This window comes from Streptomyces sp. NPDC048606, assembly GCF_040650855.1.
Lineage (GTDB): Bacteria > Actinomycetota > Actinomycetes > Streptomycetales > Streptomycetaceae > Streptomyces.
Window position 1 is genome coordinate 50758 of sequence record NZ_JBEZIB010000026.1, and the last position, 17460, is coordinate 68217.

Genomic DNA, 17460 nt, shown 5'->3' on the forward strand with positions numbered 1-17460 from the left:
TGCGCGGTCAGTGGGTGACCGGCACTCCGGCGCGGACGGACTCCGGTACGTCGAACGCCTCGGTGAGCAGCGCGAGATGGGGGCCCAGCTCACCGGTGAGCCGGTCTCGGACGTCCGGCAGCCGCGACAGGGTCTCGGCGTCCCACACCCCCAGGGCCACGAGGGCGCCCGCGCGCGGTGCGAGGAGTTCGAGGAGGAAGAGCCGACAGAGCCGGCGCAGCAGCCGGGCCGTGGGGGCGTGGTCCTCGGCGGCGGCCTCCACGGCGGCCAGGAACGCGTCGGCGGCCAGCCGTTCGGCATGGGCGCCGACGAGGTCCAGGGCGGCCGGGGTGGCGCCGTTCCAGCGGGCCAGCGGGTCGCGGGCGGGGCCCGAGCGCAGCGCCCGGGCGGCGCGCCGGCGCAGTCGGACCTCGTCCGCGGCGAGGGCGTCGCGCAGAGCGCGGAGGTCGTGGAGGGGGTCCTCGCACGGGGCGTCGTACAGCTCGGGGTCGCGGTCGAAGACGAGGTCCGCGGCCGACTTCACCCAGATGGGGAGGTTGTCGCCCTCCGCGGTGATGGTGCCTTCGATGTCGAGGGGGTAGCCGGAGAGCGCGGTGCCCGCCAGCAGGCCCTGGGCGCCGCAGCGTTCGCGGCATTCGACGAGGACCTCCCGGGCGCGCCAGGTGATCCACGCCTTGGCGACCGCGGCGTGTCGTGCCGCCGCGTCGCTGTCCTGCGGGGTCCGGCCGGCCCAGGCGCGGACCGCGGAGCGGTGCAGGAAGGTCAGGCCGTAGCCGGTGGCGACGGCGCGGGTCAGTCGGTCCTGGTGGCTGCGCAGCGCCGAGAGGGGCACCTGGGCGCCCGCCGGCCTGAATCCGCCGACCAGGCGCCGGTCGGCGTACCCGACGGCGATGGCGAGGGCGGCCCGGGTGGCGCCGACGGCCGCGCCGGTCATGCAGAGCTTGCCTTCGGTGACCCGGCCGATCGCGGCGAGGAATCGTTTCCTCTTGTTGCCGACGTCCGACTTCAGGCTCCCGTCCCGCAGGAGGGTTCCCTGTGCGCCTTCGAGCAGGGCGGTACGGGGCAGCACGACCTGGTCGAAGGAGGTCAGGCAGTGGTCGACGGGTGATCCCGTGCGGGCGGGCAGGGGGGTGACGGTGACGCCGGGAAGGTGTCCGTCCCGGTCGGAGAGCGGGACCAGGGTCAGGAAGACCCCGTGGTCCCGGCCGTCCGAGAGCAGGCGGGCCGCGACGACGGCGCTCTTGGGGCCGCCCGTGAGGGAGGTGTTGGGCATGAACTTGCGGGCGCCCGGGTGCGGGGTGTGCAGGACGAAGTCGTCGCTCGCGGGGCGGTGGACGAGGGTCGTCTCCAGGGCGGCGGCGTCGTTGCCGTGGTCGACCTCGGTGCAGAGGAAGGTTCCGACGCGCCGCATGGCCAACAGGTCGTCGAGGTCCCGTCCCGGGTCGGGGGCGTGGTCGGCGAGGCTTCCGAGGAAGAGGTTGTAGTGGATGCCGGCGACGGTGGTCAGGGCGCCGTCGACGACGGCCGCCCACTCGTGCAGCGCGGCGAGTTCACGGATGTCACGGGCGAGGCCGAGGGGGTCGGGCACCGCCTCGTTGACCCGGCGCAGTCGCGTGTAGGCCCGCTCGGCGGGCGCGGTGTGGCCCGCGGTGGCGTCCGGGGCGAACGCGGGCCGCGCGAAGAGCTCCCGCCAGCGCCGGTGGGCCTTGTGCGGGTCGTCGGCGAACAGGTGGCGGGTGAGCACACCGGCTAAGGCGGGTTCCGGCTCGGCAGAGTTGATGATCATGGAAGACATGGCGCGAGTGTATGCGTCCGCTGAGCGGACAGTGGCTTCGCGCATCCGGACCGCGCACCCGCCGTGGCCGACTTGCGCCCCTCGCCGCCGGGTCTCCGACCTGCGGTTCGAGCCACCGGACGGCTTCGTGACAGGGCTCGGCCCCGCCCGTGATCGGCCCCTGGCGCCGGAGCTCCGACGGGGCGCCCGGCCGTCGGCTGCCTCGTGCCTCGACCCCGGATCGACCGATTCGCCGGGGTCCGAGGGGCGAAGGGCGAGGGGCGAGGGGGCGAGCCGCGACCCCGAACCGGGGTCGCGGCCGCGTCGGCGGTGTCGGTGGGCTGTCGTATCCTTCCGGCCATCGCACACCGACCGGGAGAACCGAGGAACATGACCGGCCTGTCCGCCTTCCCCCTGCCCTTCCACGCGTCCCGTTCCATACCGTTCGCGAAACCCCGCACCCTGCGCGAACTCGAGATGATGCGGTGCAGCGCGCACCTTCGGGCGAAGCCGGGCTGGTTCGACAAGATGAACGATCCCGAGATCGTCGCCCGGTGGACGCGCGAGGCGGTCGCCCAGGGCATGACCGAGGCACAGGTGCGCTACGTACTCGCCGAGCTCGCGCACTACGCCGCCCTGCGGGACGCGAGGACCGGCATCGAGGTGTCCGCCGTGGACGGGGTGTGGCAGTCCGACAGCCTGGTCGACGACGACCTCAGGTCCCGGCTGCGCGAAGCGGTCCAGGTGCTGGAGGAGGTCCCCGAGGCCGAACGGGACTGGCACCCCGGCTCGGACGGCCAGGTGCTGGACCTCGTCCACCCCTCGCTGTTCTGCCTGGTCAAAGAGGTGAGCGGGGCGCACGAGGAGGCTTGGCGCAACCCGACGGACCGCTACTCGAAGTACGAGTTCTCGGAGCGGTTCCAGTGGCTGCCCACGGACGTCGACGTCAGCGAGAACGGCGCCGTCGCCTTCCGCTCCTACGTCAACAACGTCCACCCCGAGACGCACCGCGAGCTGGTGCCCGTGCTGGCGGACCTGTTCGCCCGCATGCGCCCGCTGCTGGAGAACGTCCTCACCGATCTGCGCCACCCCCGACCGCCCCGGGTCGAGGTCGATCCGTACGGCTGGTACCCGGGCGAGCCGCCGTATCCGCGGAAGTCCCCCTCCGGTGACGACGAGGCCTACGAGGAGGCCCGGCGCGCGTGGGACGACTGGTGGGAGAACCGCAGCCCGGTCGTCCCCGACGCCCCCGACTTCACCCCGCCCGCATCGCCGGACGCCTCAGCCCGCGTCGACCTGCGCGGCCGTCGGCTCCAGGTCATCGTCAAGCTCGCCACCCTGCACCTCACCCCGGACAAGCCCGAGTACCAGGGCGGTTCCTGGCACGTGGAGGGGATGCTGAACGAGCGGATCGTCTCGACCGGCATCTACTACTGGGACAGCGACAACATCACCGAGAGCAGGCTCGGGTTCCGCACCGCGCTCGATGATCCGGACTACGAGCAGAACGACGACGACGGTCTGCGCGAGGTGTACGGCCTGGAGGACGAGGACACGCTGAACCAGGAACTGGGGTCGGCGTCGACCCCGGCCGGCCGCTGCCTGGCGTTCCCGAACGTCCTGCAACACCGCGTCAGCCCGTTCCGCCTCGCGGACGCCACCCGCCCGGGGCACCGCAAGATCCTCGCCTTCTTCCTCGTCGACCCGTCCGAGCGGATCGTCTCGACCTCCGACGTGCCGCCGCAGCAGCCGTGGTCCGACACCTCGACGATGACGCTCGCGCAGGCGAAGGAGTTCCGCGAAGAGCTCATGCGGGAGCGGAAGTTCTTCGTCGACGAACACAACGAGCAGCTCTACGAGCGGGAGTTCTCCCTCTGCGAGCACTGAGCCCGGCGCGGACCGGCCCTCGGGTGCGCCGGTGGCGTTCAGCGGCGGACCAGCAGGCCCCGTTCCATCGCCACGACCACGGCGTGCGTGCGGTCGCCGACGTCGAGCTTCGCGAAGACGCGCAGCAGATGGGTCTTGACGGTGGCCTCGGCGATGACCAGCCGGCGGCCGATCTCGATGTTCGACAGGCCGTCGGCCACCGCGTTCAGCACGTCCTGCTCGCGGGCGGTCAACGGGACGAAGGCCGGCCGCCGCATGCGGGCCACCAGTCGCTGCGCGACCCTCGCGGCGAGCACGGTCTCGCCCCGGGAGGCGCGCAGGACGGCGTCGACGAGCTGCTCGCGGTTGGTGTCCTTGAGCAGGTAGCCGATCGCGCCGGCCTCGACGGCACGCTCGATCTCCTCGTCCGTGTCGTAGGTGGTCAGGATCAGCACCCGGGTCCGGTGTCCACCGCCGACGATCTCGGCGGTGGCGCCCACCCCGTCGAGGACCGGCATCCGCAGGTCGACCAGGGCCACGTCGGGATCGAGGGTCCGGACGAGGTCCACCGCGGCCCGCCCGTCGCCGGCCTCCCCGACGATCTCGATCGTGGGCTCGTCGGCCAGCAGGGCGAGGACTCCGGCCCGCATCACGGTGTGGTCGTCGACCACGACGACGCGCAGCGGCCGTGCCGGTGACGCGTGCGGCACCGGCGGTGGTTGAACGGTCATGTCATTCCTCGGCGTCGGTGGGGATGAGGGCGAGGACGCGGGTGCCGTCGCCGAGCGAGCTGGTGAGGTGGAGTTCGCCGCCGAGTTCGGCGAGACGGTCGCGCATGCCGCCCAGACCGAAGCCGCGCGCCTGCGCGACGACGAACCCCCGGCCGTCGTCGGTGACCTCCAGTTCCACCCCGTACGGGTGGGAGCGGAGCACGACGTCCACGGCCGAGGCCCCGGCGTGCTTGCGGACGTTGGCCAGGGATTCCTGGAGGCAGCGCAGCAGCGCGATCCTGCCGGGTTGGTCGCACGCCGCCTCCGCGAGGTCCGCGGTCACCGTGATCCCGGTGTCCTCGGCGAAGCGGTCCAGGGTGCGGCGCAGGGTGGTGGCGATGGAGCCGGGGACGAGTCCGTCGCGCGGGGCGGCCCCGACCAGCACCCGGGCCTCGGTGAAGTTCTCGCGCGCCGTCCGCTCGATCGACAGCAGTTGCCGGTCGGCGCGCTCCGGGTCGGTTTCGAGCGCGGAACGGGCCGCGCCCGCCAGCACGATGATGGAGGCGAAGCCCTGGGCGAGGGTGTCGTGGATCTCCCGGGACAGCCGCTCGCGTTCGGCCGCGGCGCCCTGGAGCCGGTGCGCCTCAGCCAGGTCGAGCCTGGCCGTGACCAACTCCGCGCGCAGGCGGGCCCGTTCGTCGCGGGCGGCCAGCGCCCGCGGGGTGAGCAGGATCATCAGGGCGCCGACCGCCCAGACGGCGAGCGAGGACACGGCGTTGGTGGTGAGGGTGGCGACGGTCCAGCCCTCACGCAGCGATCCGCCGACCGTGATGGCGACCGCGCCGAGCCCGCTGCCCACGAGCGCGCCCCGCGGGGAGTCCGCGTAGAGGACGAACTGCGGGAGCGCCAGCGTGTAGAGCACCCCGTAGCCGTCGCGCAGGTAGGACAGGCCGGACAGGCAGGCCACCAGCAGCGCGAGGTGGACGTGGCCGGCGCGCACCGGGTTGCCGGGCAGGCGGCGTACGGTCAGGGCGGAGAGGGCCACCGCGGCCAGGAGGGCGAGCGACCCGTACCGGGCGGTGGCGTTGAGGTCGGAGAAGCAGGTGATCAGCGCCATCAGGCCGATGACGGCCCAGGATCCCTGGTCCCACCGGTGGAGCGTCCATATCCATAACGGGTCGCCGCGCCGCGGCCGTTGAAGCATGATCCTCAGCCTACGTTCTCGGCGTGGCGCCCGGGGGAACCGGGGTCGTCCTCCCGTCGTGCGCGGGAGGCCCGGGACGCCCGGGGTGCGCGGGACGCCCGGGACGCCTGGGACGCGGCGCGCAGCGGGCGCCAGGCGCGGTCGCCGAGCAGGAGCAGGAGAGAGGGCAGCACCATGAGCCGGACGACGACCGCGTCGAGGAGGACGGCGACGGCGAGGCAGAAGCCCATCTGCTTCATCTCGGTCAGGTGCAGGGCGACGAAGGCCCCGAAGACGGTGACCATGACGACGGCCGCGCTGGTCACCACCTTGGCCGAGCGGCCGATGCCGTGGAGGACCGCTTCGCGGGCCGGCATGCCGGCGTCCAGTGCCTCCTTGATCCGGCTGACGACGAACACCTGGTAGTCCATGGACAGTCCGAAGAGGATGACGAAGAGGAAGAGGGGTACGCGGGAGGCGATCGCGCCGAGCGAGTCGAAGGCGAGGAGCCCTTCCGCCCAGGTTCCCTGGAAGACGGCGACGAGCGCGCCGAGGGCGGCGGCGGCCGACAGGAGGTTGAGGACCACGCCGATCAGGGCGACGACGGCCGACCGGAACGCCCACAGCGTCATCAGGAAGGCCGTCAGGACCAGGAACCCGATGACCAGGGGGAGTTTGGCCTTCTCGTGGGCCACGTAGTCGCGGCCTCGGGCGATGTCCCCCGACACGGCGCTCTCGACCCCGTCCAGTGCGCCGACCGTGGCGGGCAGGTGGTCCTGGCGCAGGTGGATCAGCGAGGCGGCGCCCTCCTTCGACGTGGCGGGGAACGGTACGGGCAGTTCCAGTACGGTGATCCGCCGGTCGGCGGAGGTCAGGACGGCCGGCTCGGCGTACCGGGTGAACAGGGGGTCGTCCTGGACGCGGCGTTCGAGCGCGATCAGGGCCCGTCGGACCTCGGGGGCGCGGTCGGGGGCGGCGCGGACGGCGACGCGGTGTTGGGAGGTCAGCTCGGGGAAGGCGGCGTTCAACCGGTCGTACACCTGGAGGGCCGGGATGTCCCGGGAGAAGGTGTCGCGGCCGGGGTCGACGAGCCTCAGGCCGAGGCCCGGGGCGGCCAGGGCGAGCAGGGCGAGGACGGACAGGCAGAGGGTCGCCACGGGGTGGCGGCGGGCGGGGCGGAGCAGGGCGGCGCCGATCCGGCCGACGTCGTCGGCGGCGGCGCTGCTGCGGCGGCGGCGCGGTGGCGTCGCGGGCGTGCGGCCCGGGGTGCCGCGGCGTGCCCGGCGGGCGGCCCTGCGGGCCTCCCGGCGTTCCGCGCCGCGGGCGATCTTCACGAGCAGGGCGGGCAGCACCGTCAGGGAGCCGGCCACGGCGACGGCCACGACGAGGATCGTGCCGGTGGCCAGGGAGGAGAAGATGACGTCGGTGGCGAGGTAGAGGCAGGCGGTGGAGACGATCACGGCGAGTCCGGAGACCACGATGGCCCGGCCGGCCGTCGCGGCGGCGAGTTCGACCGCGGCGTCGGCGCCGACGGAGCCGCCGGCCCGGGCCCGTTCCTCACGTTCCCGCTTGAGGTAGAAGAGCGTGTAGTCGACGCCGACGGCGAGTCCGATGAGCAGGATCATGTTGGTGCCGACGCCGGCGTCGGGCAGGAGGTGCGAGGCCGTCATGGACAGTCCGAGGGCCGCCGCGATCGAGGAGAGCGCGAGCAGCAGCGGCACACCGGCCATGACGACCGAGCCGAAGACGACGAGCAGGATGACGAGGGTGACCGGCAGGGTGATCCGCTCGGAGAGGGCGAGGTCCTCTCCCCGCTGGTCGTTGACCCCCTTGCTGATGGCGGGGGACCCGGTCTCCTCCACGACGAGGCCCGGGTGGAGGGCGGCGACCGCCGCGGTCTGTTCGAGGAGCGGGCCGACGTTCTTCCTCCCCTCCAGCTCGGGGCCGTTCATGACCACCGCGACCATCAGCGCCGTGCCGTCCTTCGAAAGGAGCGGCTCGGTCACCCGCGCGACCTGGGGCAGGGCGCGCATGCGCGTGGTGACGTCGCGGGCGGCCGCGTCGGCGGCCGTCGGGTCGAGGGGGGCCCCGGACCGGGCGCGGATCAGGACCTGCTCGGTGGGGCGGCGCTCCAGGCCGCCGGCCGCGGCGATCTCCTCGGCGCGGCCGGCCTCGCCGACGCGGAAGTCGGCGGAGGTGGCCTGGTGGGTGCCGACCGTGAGACCGGCGGCGAGGCAGAGGGAGACGAAGGCGAACCAGCCGGCGATGGCCCGCCCGGCGTGCCGGGCGCTCCAACGGGCTATGCGGACGGGAAGTCGGGTCATGTGGCGATCATGCGCGGCGGGGTGCGTCCCCCATGACGTCCTACGGACTGAACCCCGTGTCCACCGGTCGGTGGACCCCCGCCCCGAGCGGGGGCGTCCCGTCAGGGCCGCCGGGCGGGTGGCCACCGCCCCGAGGGGGCGGCCGCTTCGGCGTACGGCCGCCGCCTACGCACCGCCGCCCGCCGACGCGCGGCGCAGCCCGTACGCGGCCGCCCCGACGGCCAGTACCGCCGCCCCGGTGACGACGGAGGCGACGGGGAGGGCGAAGGCCAACGCGAGGCAGCCGGCCAGCCCGATCGCCGGGACGATCCGGGGCGGCCGTCCCTCGGACCGGGTCAGCGTCCACGCGGAGGCGTTGGCGATGGCGTAGTAGACGAGGACGCCGAACGAGGAGAAGCCGATCGCCGCACGCACGTCCACCGTCGCGGCGCCGACGGCGACGACCGCGCCGACGAGGAGTTCGGCCCGGTGGGGAACCTTGAACCTCGGGTGTACGGCGGCCAGGGCGTGGGGCAGGTGACGGTCGCGCGCCATGGCGAAGGCGGTCCGTGACACCCCGAGGATGAGCGCGAGCAGGGAGCCGAGGGCGGCGACCGCGGCTCCGACGCGTACGACGGGCACGAGCGGGTCGGCGCCGGCGGCCCGGACGGCGTCGGTGAGCGGGGCGTCGGACGCCGCGAGGGCGGCGGGGCCGAGGACGAGGAGCACGGCCACCGCGACGGCGGCGTAGACGACGAGGGTGATCCCGAGGGCGATCGGGACGGCGCGCGGAATGGTGCGCGCCGGGTCCCGGACCTCCTCTCCCAGGGTGGCGACGCGTGCGTAGCCGGCGAAGGCGAAGAACAACAGCCCGGCGGCCTGGAGGATCCCGCCCGGGGTGGCGTCGCCCCGGACGTCGAGGCGGGCCGCGTCCACGGCGTCCGAGGTCAGGGAGGCCGCGACGACGGCGGCGAGCACCGTCAGGACGATGACGACGCCGACTCGGGTCACCAGGGCCGATTTCCGCACGCCGGTGTAGTCGATCGCGGTCAGTGCCACCACGGCGGCGACGGCGACGGCGTGGGACCGCTCCGGCCACAGGTAGGAGCCGACGGTCAGGGCCATGGCCGCGCACGAGGCGGTCTTGCCCACCACGAAGGCCCAGCCGGCCAGGTGGCCCCAGAACGCGCCCAGTCGCTCGCGCCCGTAGACATAGGTGCCGCCGGACTCCGGGTGGAGGGCGGCGAGTCGCGCGGAGGAGGTCGCGTTGCAGTAGGCCACGACGGCGGCGCAGCCGAGGCCGATCAGCAGCCCGGAACCGGCGGCGCGCGCGGCCGGGGCCAGGGAGGCGAAGATCCCGGCGCCGAGCATCGCCCCCAGGCCGATCATCACCGCGTCGGTCACCCCGAGGCGCCGTCGGAGCTCGTCCGGGGCACCGGACGCGGGGGTGGCGGGAACGTGACTCAAGCCGGTGGCTCCTCGACGGTCGTGCACAGGAACGGGAAGGGGAAGGGGAAGGGGAACAGGAACGGGAACACGGTCGCCGTCGCGCCGGCCGGTGCGACGCCCGGCCGTCGATCGGCGCGCACACGATAGGGCACCGACGTGAACACGCGTACGCGCGTGGACACGTGACGGCCCCCTCACGGGGTTCGGAGCAGCATGGCGGCGAGCACCAGGCACAGCAGGGCGACGTATCCCCCGGCGTGCAGGCGGTCCGCGACGCGCGGGGGCCTTCGGCGCAGGAGGACCACGATCGGGAGGGCGCCGAGGAGCAGGAGGGCGGCGGCACCGAGGTCGACGGATCCGACGGCGAGCAGCGCGGCGCGGGGGTGCGCCTCGGGGGCGGCGGTGAGGAAGACCACGCACGCCGGGGCGCTCACGCAGGCGGTGAGCGGGTTGGCCAGGGCCGCCGCGGTGCCCATCGGGAGCCCCGATCGCCGCAACAGCGGTACGGTCATGACGCTCCCGCCGACGCCCAGGAACGAGGCCACCGCGCCGATGGGCACGCCGGACGCGGCGGGCACCGCGAACCCGCCCTCCCCGGCGGCGCCCGGGGCGGCGGAGACCGGGCTCAGGAACCCGGGGCGGGCGAGCGCGTCGACGACGGTGATCGCCAGGTAGGCCACGAACCCCCAGTGGATCAGCGGGGCCGGAGCGTGGCCCGCGACGACCGCGCCGACGCATCCCCCGACGCCGAGCAGGAGCGACAACGGGGCCGCGCCCCGCAGCCGGCGCAGCACGGGCCGGGGGGTGGTCGCGGTGGCCACCACCGCGGCGACGACCATGACCACCGACGAGGTCGCCACCGCGACGGTCGCCGCGGCCGGCCCGGCGGCGGCGTTCGCCCAGACGATGACGGGGACGGTGACGAATCCGCCTCCGAAGCCGAACAGCACGGTGGTCACGCCGGTCAGGACTCCGACGGCGACAAGAACGAAAGGACTCATGGGGCCAGTCCAGTCGAGAAGTCGCGCGCCGACGATCGATCGTGGGTCGGGACCTTTCGAGTTCCGGCCATAGGCTCGTGCCATGCGCAACGTGCCCCTCGCGCGTGTCGACCACCTCCCCGCGGAGGTGCTGCCGATCGCCACCGACTACCCGCCGGACACCCTCCTCGACTGGCACGAGCACCGCCGGGCGCAGTTCCTGTACGCCGCGACCGGCACGATGCTCGTGGAGACCGACGACGGGGCGTGGACCGTCCCCGGCGAGCGCGCGGTGCTCATCCCGCCCCGAACCCTCCACCGCGTGAGGATGCTCGACACCCGGACCTCCAGCCTCTACGTCGAGCCGTCGGCCGTCCCGTGGTGGCCCGCCGCCTGCCGGGTCGTGGAGGTCCCGCCGTTGCTGCGGGAACTGCTGTTGGCCGCCGCCGACCTGGGCCCGGACTACGCGGGCGACCGGCGCGACAGCGCCGTGATCGCGTTGATCCTCCTGGAGACGGCGGGCCTGTCCGAGGTTCCCCTGCACCTGCCGCTCCCGCACGACCAGCCGTTCTCACGGCTGTGCCGTGACTACCTCGCCACCCCGGACCTGGCGGTGGGCAACGCCGACTGGGCGCGCGCCGCCGCGATGAGCGAACGGATGTTCACCCGGCGCTTCCGGCTCCTGACGGGGACGAGCCCCGCGGCCTGGCGGTCCAGGGCCCGGCTGTTGGCCTCGATCCCCCTCCTGCGCCACCGGACCGTGACGGAGGTCGCGACGCTGCTCGGGTACGCCTCCCCCGCGGCCTTCTCCTACGCGTTCACGCGCGCGTTCGGGCTGCCGCCGTCCGCCATGCGGCATCGCTGAGCGGAAGCCGGGCCGGCCTCAGTCGGTGGGGCGGCGGCCCCGGGTGGCGATCACGGCCATCGGGAAGGACAGGTGCCCGGGCTCCGCGATCTCCTCGCGGGCCGCCCGCACGTCGCCCGCCGCGAGGAACCCGCCCCGGACGAGGCGGTCCTCGATGACCTCCAGCGTCAGCCCGGAGAACTCCGCGATCGCCGTGCCCGCGCGCAGGGCGGGCAGGTCCGCGTCCACTTCCACGTCCTCGTAGCCGACCCGTTGCATGACGCCCGCCACCCGTGTCCCCCAGGCGTCGTCCATCCCGAAGGACTCGGACAGCATGGTCCACCAGGCGTCGACGGCGCGCCGGAAGGGGTTGGAGTCGGGCATGCCGTGGCGGGGGAAGTGCACCAGTTCCTCCACCGACAGCACCCCGCCGGGTGCCAGCCACTCCAGCATCCGTTCCACCACGCGTTCCCGGTCGGGCAGGTGCATCAGGACCGTCCGGGCGTGGATCAGGTGGAACGATCCGGGGGGAAACCCCTCGTGGGTGATGTCGTGCCGCAGCAGTGTCAGGTTGGCCGGAAGAGGTTGCCGCACAAGGGTGAGATCGAGGTCGGTCGCGACCACCCGGCCCCGCGGCACGCGGTCCGCGATCCAGTGGGCGATGCTCCCGGTCCCGGCTCCCACCTCCAGGCACGACCAGTCCGGTCCGATGCCCAGTGCGTCCAGCCGGCGCTTCGTGCCCGGGTCGAAGGCCGCCGTCAAGGCGCCCAGCCGGGCCCGCTCGCGCGGATCCAGGTGTCCCAGCACGTCGTCGTACCGTTCGTCGGTCATCGGTTCTCGGGTACCGACCGTCGTCAAGGCTCCTCGATTCTGCGTACGTGCGCGTCGTCCGCCGTTCCCGACAGCGGGACGGGACGGAACGGGACGAGGCGCGGCGGGGCGGGTGACGGGTCCGCCCCTCGCCGCCGGTCCGGAACGGCGGTGGCGGGGAGCCGACTTCGAGCACCGCACATGCTACGAAGCACGCGTCACACGCGCCTCTGTCATCACACAGAACGCGCCGGCCACACAGGCCTCACGCCCCCGCCTCCCGAAGGCGTCGGAACGACCTCGGCCCGGCCCCCGAGGATGCGGGGGCCGGGCCGAGGGGCGTGCGCGGATCAGGCGAGGGCGAGAAAGAGCTTTTCGAGTTCTTCCTCGGTCATGGGGGCCTGGTTCTCGTCGGCGTTGGTCATGCACTGGCGCATGCCGCTGGCCACGATCTTGAAGCCGGCGCGGTCGAGGGCCTTGGAGACGGCGGCGAGTTGGGTGACGACGTCCTTGCAGTCGCGGCCCGCCTCGATCATGGCGATGACGCCGGCGAGCTGGCCCTGGGCGCGGCGCAGCCGGTTGAGGACTGCGTTGACTGCGTCGTCGTCGACTTTCACCGATGCCTCCTGGAATGGTCCGCGGTCCGTCCATGGTACCCCAGGGGGTATGCGACCCGGCGGGGCTCAGCGGTCGCGGAGGGCGGCGAGGGTGGTGTCGAGGGCCCCTCGGCGGGGGCGGTTGTGCGGCAGCTTGGCGAGGAGGGAGGCCATGCCGCAGGTGTCGGTGAGGGCGGAGAAGACCAGTCCGCCGGCGACGCCTGCGGCGGTGAGGCGGAAGGCGGGGCGCAGCCGGCCGAGGGCGAGACCGGTCAGGACGACGGAGCCGGCGGTGAGGCGGACCTGACGTTCCATGCTCCAGGCGGTCCGGTCGGGGTGGTTCTCGGGGTGGTCGAGGGGATGGCCGGCTTCGGTCCAGGCACGGGTGCCTCCGGTGAGGGTGACGGTGTGGACGCCGTGGCTCGCGAGGGCCTCGCGGGCGCTCTCGGAGCGGGCGCCGGAGGCGCAGACGAGGAGGATCTCGCCGTGGGCGGCGGCCTCGCGAAGGTCGGGCAGGGCGCGGGTGAGGTGGTCGAGGGGGATGTTCAGGGCCCCGGGGAGGTGTCCGGCGGCGTACTCGCCGGGGGTGCGGACGTCGAGGACGATCAGGTCGGGCAGCCGGCCGTGGGCCTGGCGGGCGTCGAGGGCACGGGGGTGGTGGGTCATGGCGCTGTGTTCCGTCCTTGCGGGAGGGCGATCCGGCCCCCGGTGGCCCCGGGGGTGCGTACGGGGTGGGGGCGGGCGGGGGTGTGGGGTGGGGTTCAGCGGAGGGCGTCGACGAGCATGACGGCGGCGACGGCCAGCAGGACCGTCGCGAAGACCCGCTGGAGGGTGGGGCCGGAGATCCTGGCGGCGAGGCGTCTGCCGTCCCAGGCCCCCAGGACGGCCGCGCCGGTGAAGGGGGCGATGACCGCCCAGTCCAGGGGGGTGGGGGCGCCCGCGCGGGCGGTGAGCGCGGCGAGGGAGTTGACGGTGATGACCAGGAGGCTGGTGCCGACGGCGGCCCGTACGCGCAGGCCCACGACCGAGACCAGGGCGGGGACGGCGAGGAAGCCTCCGCCGACGCCCAGGAAGCCGGTTACCGCGCCGAGGCCCGCGCCCGCGCCCGCCGCCCTCGCGGGCCGGACCGGCGCGGGGCGCCGTTCGGGGGGCTCGGGGGCCGCGGCCCTCCACAGCGCGAGGGCGGCGAGGGCGGCCACGGCCGCGAACGCGGCGGTCAGCACGGCCGGGGGCAGGCGGGCGGCGAGGGTGGCGGCACCGATCGCGGGCGGTATCCCGGCGGCGGCGAACAGGGCGCCGGTCCCCCACCGGACGTTGCCCGAGGCGGCGTGGGGGCGCAGGGCGGCGGCGGAGGTGACGGTGACGATGATCAGGGAGGCGGTGGTCGCGGCGGCCGGGGTGAAGCCGAGCAGGTAGATCAGGGCGGGGACGGCCAGGACGCTGCCGCCGCCGCCCAGCGCCCCGAGGGTCACGCCGGTGACGGCCCCGGCCGCGAGGGCGAGGACGAGCGCGCTCACGCCGTCCGGCCGCCGTCGCCGCGCGCGTCGAGGACCGGCAGTCCGGCCGCCGCCCAGGCGCTCATGCCGCCCTTGACGTCGACGGCCTCCACTCCGCGGGCCGTGAGCAGTTCGGTGGCCTGTCGGGAGCGGCGCCCGGACCGACAGATCACCACCAAGGGCCCGCGCCGGGCGGCCGGGGGCAGGTCGGCGCCGGCGAGGAGGCGGGAGAGGGGGAGGTGGACGGCGCCGGGGGCGTGGCCGGCGTCCCACTCGGACCGCTCGCGCACGTCGAGGAGGACCGCTTCGCCTTCGGTGGTGCGCCGTCGGGCCTGGGCGGGGGTGACGCGGGCGGTGCCGCGACGGAAGAGGAACATGCGTCTTTCCTTCGGGGTCTCGGTGTCGGGGTGACCGCGGTGGCCGCGGACAGTGCTGTGCTCAGCTGCCGGTGGTCACGGTCAGGCCGGCCCGGGAGGCGGCCTCGAAGGAGTCGTCGACGGCGACGACGTCACGGCCGGCGGCGTCCAGGAGGGAGGCCGCGATCGCGGCGCGCATGCCGCCGGCGCAGTGCACCCACACGGTTCCGGCGGGCACGTCGGCCAGTCGGCGGTGCAGTTCGTGCAGGGGGATGTGGACGGATCCGGCGATCGCGCCCCCGGCGCGCTCGGAGGCCCGGCGTACGTCCAGGACGACGGTCGGGGCGTCGGTGGACCGCGGGGCGCGCGAGGTCCGCCCGGCGAGCTCGGCGAAGCCGGCGCGGGGGAAGGAGCGCGGGCTCTCGCCGTCGGGTATCCAGTCGGCGGGGGTGCCGGTGGCCGCCGCGGCGGGGTGGTCGATGCCGACGCGGACCAGTTCGCGCCGGGCGGCGGCGAGTTGCTCCGGCGAGTCGGCGAGGAGGGTGACGGGCTTGCCCCGGGGGATCATCCAGGCGAGGTGGGTGGCGATCTTCCCCTCCGCCTCGAAGTTGAAGGAGCCGGCCACGTGCCCCTGGGCGAACGCGATCCGGTTGCGCAGGTCGACCACCCATTCCCCGGCGGCCAGCCGCGCGGCGATGTCGGCGGCGTCGGTCAGGGGCGGTGTGCTCAGGTCCACGGGGTCGGGGCCCGCGGCGTTGGCCGGGCCCATGTGGGCGTAGTAGGCGGGCACGTCCTCCAGACCGGCCAACAGGGCGGCGACGAAGGAGTCGACGTCCTTGACCAGGGCCTCGTTGGCCGCCTTCTCCCTGCCGATGGTGGTGGCCTCCCCCTCGGCCGGGGACGAGGAGCAGAAGCTGCCGAAGCCGTGGGTGGGCAGCACCGGTGTCGCGTCGGGGAGTTCCGCGGCCAGACGGTGGGCGGAGGCGTGCTGGGCGCGGGCCAGCGCCTCGGTCAGGCGCGGTTCGACCAGGTCGGGGCGGCCGACCGAGCCGATCAGCAGCGAACCGCCGGTGAAGACCGCCGCGGGCCGGCCGCGCTCCTCCAGGACGTAGGAGGTGTGGTGGGGGGTGTGGCCGGGGGTGGCGAGCGCCCGCAGCGTCAGGGCGTCCGCGGCGTCGACGTCGACCGTGTCGCCGTCGGCCACCGGTGTACGGGCGAAGGCGACCCGGGCGGCGGCCGGCACCAGGTAGGCGGCGCCGGTCAGTCGGGCCAGGTCCAGGCCGCCGGTGACGTAGTCGTTGTGGAGGTGGGTCTCCACCACGTGGGAGATGCGCACGCCGCGTACGGCCGCCGCCGCGAGGATGCGGTCGATGTCGCGGGGCGGGTCGACGGCCACGGCGGTGGTGGCGCCGCCCGCCAGGTAGCTGCGGTTTCCCAGGCCTTCGGTCTCGATGGTGTCGATGAAGAACACGTGGCTGTTCCTTTCGTCGCCGACCCGGGTACCCCCGGGGGTATTTTCGAGACTAGCACGGGTACCCCCGGGGGTATTTTTCGAGGCACGGTCGAGGCACCGGAAGCACCGGACCGTGGATCATGACGGACAATTCGGGGTTGTGATCGAACTCAAGCGCGCCATCGCCGTCCTCGCCGTCGCCCTCGTGGGCGGCGCGGCCCTCACCTCACCCGCCGCGGCAGCCGCCGCCGACCGCGGGCCCGACCGTGCGGCGGCGCACGCGGCCGGCGCCCCGGTGGCCCACGACAGGGCGAACGGCGACAGGGCGACCGTCACGGAAGGGCAGGTACGGGAGGTGGCGCCCGGCGGCGTGCTCACCTACCCGAGCGTCACCAGTTGCCTGACGGTGACCGTACGGCTGCGGGAAGGCGGCCTCGTCGGCGCCCACGCCAGTCTGTTCCGCGTGCCGGGCGAACTGCGATCGGACGAGATCCTCGCCCGGCTGGGGCAGCTCGTCGGGGACCGCCCGGTGAGCGAGGTGCGGGTCATGGGGGCCGTGGGCGCCTGGCACCCGAGCTACTTCGTGAAGGCGATCGAGGCCTACGGGGACGGGGAGCAGCCGCCGTACCCCGCGCACCCCGACCCCGAGGGACTCGCCGACGCCGTGGCCCGGGGGCTCGGACAGCCCCGCGACCTCGTGACGGTGGAGGACGTACCGGACGGGGACCAGATCGTCGGCTGACGGTCGGGTGCGGGCGGGCGCGGGCGGACGCCCGCTCGCGCGAACCCGGCGCGGCTCAGATCCGGCCGACGACCTTGCGCGCGGAGATGCGCACGACGACGCGGGGGCTGTCCTGGTCCGACGCGGGGTTGAACTCCGCGTACTTCTTGCCCGTGTACTTGACCGAGAGCTCGTCGATCAGCTCCTGTCCGCCCTCGGTCGTCATCTCCGCCGTGCCGCGGATCTCCGCGTACGTGTACGGGGCGTCGAACGGCTGGAGGAGCACGGTCACCCGGGGGTCACGGCGCAGGTTCTTCTCCTTCTGCCGTCCCACGGTGGTGGAGATCAGCACGTCGTCGCCGTCCCGCTTGACCCAGACCGGGGATACCTGCGGGCTGCCGTCGGGCTGGATCGTCGCGACGGACACGAACACCGGGGTGTCCAGCAGTGACTTCAGGCCCTCGCTGAGGTGAGCAGACATGGGGAATCCCTCCGAACAGTGACGTAACGCCCCATCTCTACCGCACCGCACCGGCCACCGCGCCGCACCGAAACGGCCGGGAGCCCCAGCCGCACCCGCCCGGACCCCGCCCGCGAGGCGGACGACCCGCGACGCACGGGTGGCCCCGGCCGTGTCGCCGGGGCCACGGGGGCGGGTGACGGTTCGGGGCCGTCACCCGCCGGGGCCTGAGATCTCCGACTGGTTCCACCCCCTGCCCGGTTTCACCGTAGTCGAGCCGGCCGCGGCCCCGTCGCCGAATCCTCGTCCGGATGAAGGGCGGCCCGCGCCTTGACCGCGGTCCACCCGGTGGCCTCGTACACCCGGCCCGCCGGCCCCTCCTGACGGGACGTCGACGCCGGGACCGGAAGCGTCGGCCCGACGGTGGGGGCGGGCCCCGGGCGCGGACCGGCGGTCCAT

General features: G+C 74.3%; 17 protein-coding genes. 3 read left to right on the forward strand and 14 right to left on the reverse strand.

Annotated features, from left to right (window positions below):
- Positions 1 to 7 precede the first annotated feature (7 nt).
- Positions 8 to 1795 carry an acyl-CoA dehydrogenase gene (locus AB0D01_RS26035; protein ID WP_363059270.1) on the reverse strand — a complete coding sequence of 596 codons (1788 nt, stop codon included), beginning with the start codon at positions 1793 to 1795 and terminating at the stop codon, positions 8 to 10.
- Between the two features lie 369 nt (positions 1796 to 2164).
- Here AB0D01_RS26035 and AB0D01_RS26040 point away from each other — a divergent pair, with 369 nt between their 5' ends.
- The gene (locus AB0D01_RS26040; protein ID WP_363059272.1) at positions 2165 to 3661 is read left to right on the forward strand and encodes a DUF4246 domain-containing protein; all 1497 of its coding nucleotides are present in this window, start codon (positions 2165 to 2167) and stop codon (positions 3659 to 3661) included.
- Between the two features lie 38 nt (positions 3662 to 3699).
- Here AB0D01_RS26040 and AB0D01_RS26045 read toward each other — a convergent pair whose 3' ends face one another.
- The 6 genes from AB0D01_RS26045 to AB0D01_RS26070 all read right to left on the reverse strand — a co-directional run bounded on the left by AB0D01_RS26045 (position 3700) and on the right by AB0D01_RS26070 (position 10286).
- Entirely contained in the window at positions 3700 to 4371 is a 672-nt protein-coding gene (locus AB0D01_RS26045) for a response regulator transcription factor (protein ID WP_363059274.1), read from the reverse strand.
- 1 nt (position 4372) lies between these two features.
- Positions 4373 to 5554 carry a sensor histidine kinase gene (locus AB0D01_RS26050; RefSeq protein ID WP_363059276.1) on the reverse strand — a complete coding sequence of 394 codons (1182 nt, stop codon included), beginning with the start codon at positions 5552 to 5554 and terminating at the stop codon, positions 4373 to 4375.
- A 5-nt stretch (positions 5555 to 5559) separates the two neighbouring features.
- On the reverse strand, positions 5560 to 7857 hold the full coding sequence (locus AB0D01_RS26055) for an MMPL family transporter (protein WP_363059278.1): 2298 nt from the start codon (positions 7855 to 7857) through the stop codon (positions 5560 to 5562).
- A 165-nt stretch (positions 7858 to 8022) separates the two neighbouring features.
- Complete coding sequence (locus AB0D01_RS26060; RefSeq protein ID WP_363059280.1) at positions 8023 to 9303, reverse strand: amino acid permease; 1281 nt, start codon at positions 9301 to 9303, stop codon at positions 8023 to 8025.
- Entirely contained in the window at positions 9300 to 9467 is a 168-nt protein-coding gene (locus AB0D01_RS26065) for a hypothetical protein (RefSeq protein ID WP_363059282.1), read from the reverse strand. Before AB0D01_RS26065 ends, AB0D01_RS26060 begins: the two co-directional genes overlap by 4 nt.
- Before the next feature lie 12 nt (positions 9468 to 9479).
- On the reverse strand, positions 9480 to 10286 hold the full coding sequence (locus tag AB0D01_RS26070; protein WP_363059284.1) for a TSUP family transporter: 807 nt from the start codon (positions 10284 to 10286) through the stop codon (positions 9480 to 9482).
- A gap of 82 nt (positions 10287 to 10368) precedes the next feature.
- On the opposite strand from AB0D01_RS26070, the gene AB0D01_RS26075 reads away from it, so the two are divergent.
- A complete protein-coding gene (locus AB0D01_RS26075) occupies positions 10369 to 11130 on the forward strand; it encodes a helix-turn-helix transcriptional regulator (protein WP_363059286.1) in 762 nt (253 codons plus the stop codon).
- 18 nt (positions 11131 to 11148) lie between these two features.
- Here the strand turns inward: AB0D01_RS26075 and AB0D01_RS26080 are convergent, their stop codons facing one another.
- The 6 genes from AB0D01_RS26080 to AB0D01_RS26105 all read right to left on the reverse strand — a co-directional run bounded on the left by AB0D01_RS26080 (position 11149) and on the right by AB0D01_RS26105 (position 15838).
- Entirely contained in the window at positions 11149 to 11940 is a 792-nt protein-coding gene (locus AB0D01_RS26080; RefSeq protein WP_363059288.1) for a methyltransferase, read from the reverse strand.
- Positions 11941 to 12269: 329 nt separating this feature from the next.
- Entirely contained in the window at positions 12270 to 12536 is a 267-nt protein-coding gene (locus AB0D01_RS26085; RefSeq protein ID WP_030010943.1) for a metal-sensitive transcriptional regulator, read from the reverse strand.
- A 66-nt stretch (positions 12537 to 12602) separates the two neighbouring features.
- Positions 12603 to 13181, reverse strand: coding sequence for a rhodanese-like domain-containing protein (locus AB0D01_RS26090; RefSeq protein WP_363059290.1), 579 nt, complete (start codon positions 13179 to 13181; stop codon positions 12603 to 12605).
- Between the two features lie 95 nt (positions 13182 to 13276).
- Positions 13277 to 14032 carry a sulfite exporter TauE/SafE family protein gene (locus tag AB0D01_RS26095; protein ID WP_363059292.1) on the reverse strand — a complete coding sequence of 252 codons (756 nt, stop codon included), beginning with the start codon at positions 14030 to 14032 and terminating at the stop codon, positions 13277 to 13279.
- Positions 14029 to 14388 (reverse strand): rhodanese-like domain-containing protein, encoded by a 360-nt coding sequence (locus AB0D01_RS26100; RefSeq protein WP_363059294.1) that lies wholly within the window; start codon positions 14386 to 14388, stop codon positions 14029 to 14031. Before AB0D01_RS26100 ends, AB0D01_RS26095 begins: the two co-directional genes overlap by 4 nt.
- Positions 14389 to 14449: 61 nt before the next feature.
- The gene (locus AB0D01_RS26105; RefSeq protein WP_363059296.1) at positions 14450 to 15838 is read right to left on the reverse strand and encodes an MBL fold metallo-hydrolase; all 1389 of its coding nucleotides are present in this window, start codon (positions 15836 to 15838) and stop codon (positions 14450 to 14452) included.
- 142 nt (positions 15839 to 15980) lie between these two features.
- Between AB0D01_RS26105 and AB0D01_RS26110 the strand changes: the two genes are divergently transcribed.
- The gene (locus AB0D01_RS26110; RefSeq protein WP_363059298.1) at positions 15981 to 16562 is read left to right on the forward strand and encodes a hypothetical protein; all 582 of its coding nucleotides are present in this window, start codon (positions 15981 to 15983) and stop codon (positions 16560 to 16562) included.
- Between the two features lie 55 nt (positions 16563 to 16617).
- Here the strand turns inward: AB0D01_RS26110 and AB0D01_RS26115 are convergent, their stop codons facing one another.
- Positions 16618 to 17022: a PPOX class F420-dependent oxidoreductase gene (locus tag AB0D01_RS26115; protein WP_363059300.1), complete on the reverse strand. Its 405-nt coding sequence runs from the start codon at positions 17020 to 17022 to the stop codon at positions 16618 to 16620.
- Positions 17023 to 17460: the final 438 nt, after the last annotated feature.